This is a genomic window from Streptomyces phytophilus (genome assembly GCF_013870535.1).
GTDB lineage: Bacteria > Actinomycetota > Actinomycetes > Streptomycetales > Streptomycetaceae > Streptomyces > Streptomyces phytophilus.
In genome coordinates, this window is record NZ_JACBXC010001263.1 from 1 (window position 1) to 1,715 (window position 1,715).

1 protein-coding gene and 1 pseudogene are annotated in these 1,715 nt (G+C 68.1%); both read left to right on the top strand.

Annotated elements, in window-relative coordinates:
- Positions 1–115 (top strand): annotated as a pseudogene (locus tag H5J30_RS37105) (two-component system response regulator); the annotation flags it as partial.
- Between the two features lie 213 nt (positions 116–328).
- On the top strand, positions 329–1,669 hold the full coding sequence (locus H5J30_RS31425) for an ABC transporter substrate-binding protein (protein WP_181790952.1): 1,341 nt from the start codon (positions 329–331) through the stop codon (positions 1,667–1,669).
- Positions 1,670–1,715 lie beyond the last annotated feature (46 nt).

The window sequence follows — 1,715 nt, forward strand, 5'->3', positions numbered from 1 at the left end:
CGCCCGGCGCTATCTGGAGCACCTGGCGGAGACCGGCCACGCGATCCGCGCCCCCCAGTACGGCCAGGTGGGCCGCCCGGAACTCCGCTACCGCTGGTCCGACGCCCGCCCCTGACCGCCCTTGGCGGAGAGCCACGCGAAAGCTTCCGGCCCCCCGGCGGCTGAAATCTGTCGGTACAGCGCTAGAAACCGTCGGTACAACAACGTTGTCACCGATACAGGACAGCCCTTGTCAGAAGGATTGACCGGACATCCGGACAGCCGTACTTTCACCGCATCCTCGCCAGAGCCACAGGGAGGTCCCGCCGTGCACCGCCCCGTTTCCCCCATGCTCGCCACCGCGCTCACCGCCGTGCTCGCCGCCACCGCACTCTCAGCGTGCGGAGACTCCGGCAGCGACCCGGACACCATCAGAATCCAGTTCAAGAAGTCCACCGACTCCAAGAACAAGATCTTCGACCGCGAGATCGAGGCGGTGAAGAAGGAGTTCGAGAAGAAGTTCCCCGGCAAGAAGGTCGAACTCATCCCCGTTCAAGTGCCGGACGAGCAGTACTACACCAAGGTCCAGCAGATGCTGCGGTCCCCCAAGACCGCCCCCGACCTCGTCTACGAGGACACCTTCCTCATCAACTCCGACATCGCCGCGGGCCTGCTCACGCCCCTCGACGACTACCTCAAGGGCTGGAAGGACTGGGACCAGTACGTCGAGACGGCGAAGACCGCCGCGCAGGGCCAGGACGGCAAGACGTACGGCGTCCCGGACGGCACCGACACCCGCGGGCTCTGGTACAACAAGGAGCTGTTCGAGCAGGCCGGGCTCCCCGCCGACTGGCAGCCGAAGACCTGGGACGACGTGCTGGACGCCGCCCGCACCATCAAGCGCGAGCTGCCCGACGTCATCCCGCTGAACGTCTACACCGGCAAGCCGGCCGGCGAGGCCGCGTCCATGCAGGGCTTCGAGATGCTCCTGTACGGGACGGGCGAAGACCCGCTGTACGACCCGCAGTCGAAGAAGTGGGTCGCCGGCAGCCAGGGCTTCACCGACGCCCTCGACTTCGTGCACACCGTCTACAACGACGGCCTCGGCCCCGACCCGCAGGACGCCCTCGACCCCAACGTCGGCACCAGAGTCGGCACCGAGTGGCTGCCCGAGGGCAAGCTCGCCATCGACCTGGACGGCTCCTGGATGTCGAACAACTGGCTGGAGACCGGCCCCAAGCCGTGGCCCGAGTGGACCGAGGTGCTCGGCCAGGCGGCCATGCCCACCCAGAACGGCCAGGCGCCGGGCCGGGTCAGCATGTCCGGCGGCTGGGCCTGGTCCATCCCGGCCAAGGCCAACAACCCCGACCTGGCCTTCGAGTTCATGAAGGTCGCCCAGTCGCGGAAGAACAACACCCGGCTGACCATCGCCAACGGCCAGATCGCCGTCCGCGAGGACGTCGCCGCCGACCCCGACTACCAGGCGTACGTCCCGGGCGTCGAGTTCTTCACCGGCCTGGTCGAGGACACCCACTACCGCCCGGCGCTCCCGGTCTACCCGCAGGTCTCCACCGCCATCCAGGAGGCCATGGAGCAGGTGACCACCGGCGACGCCTCCGCCGAGGACGCCGCGAAGGGCTACGACGAGCAGCTCGACTCGATCACCGAGGGCGAGGTGGTCGAGAAGTAGCGGCGCGAGCAGCCCGAGAGGCCATGGTGACCAAGCAGACCCCCGC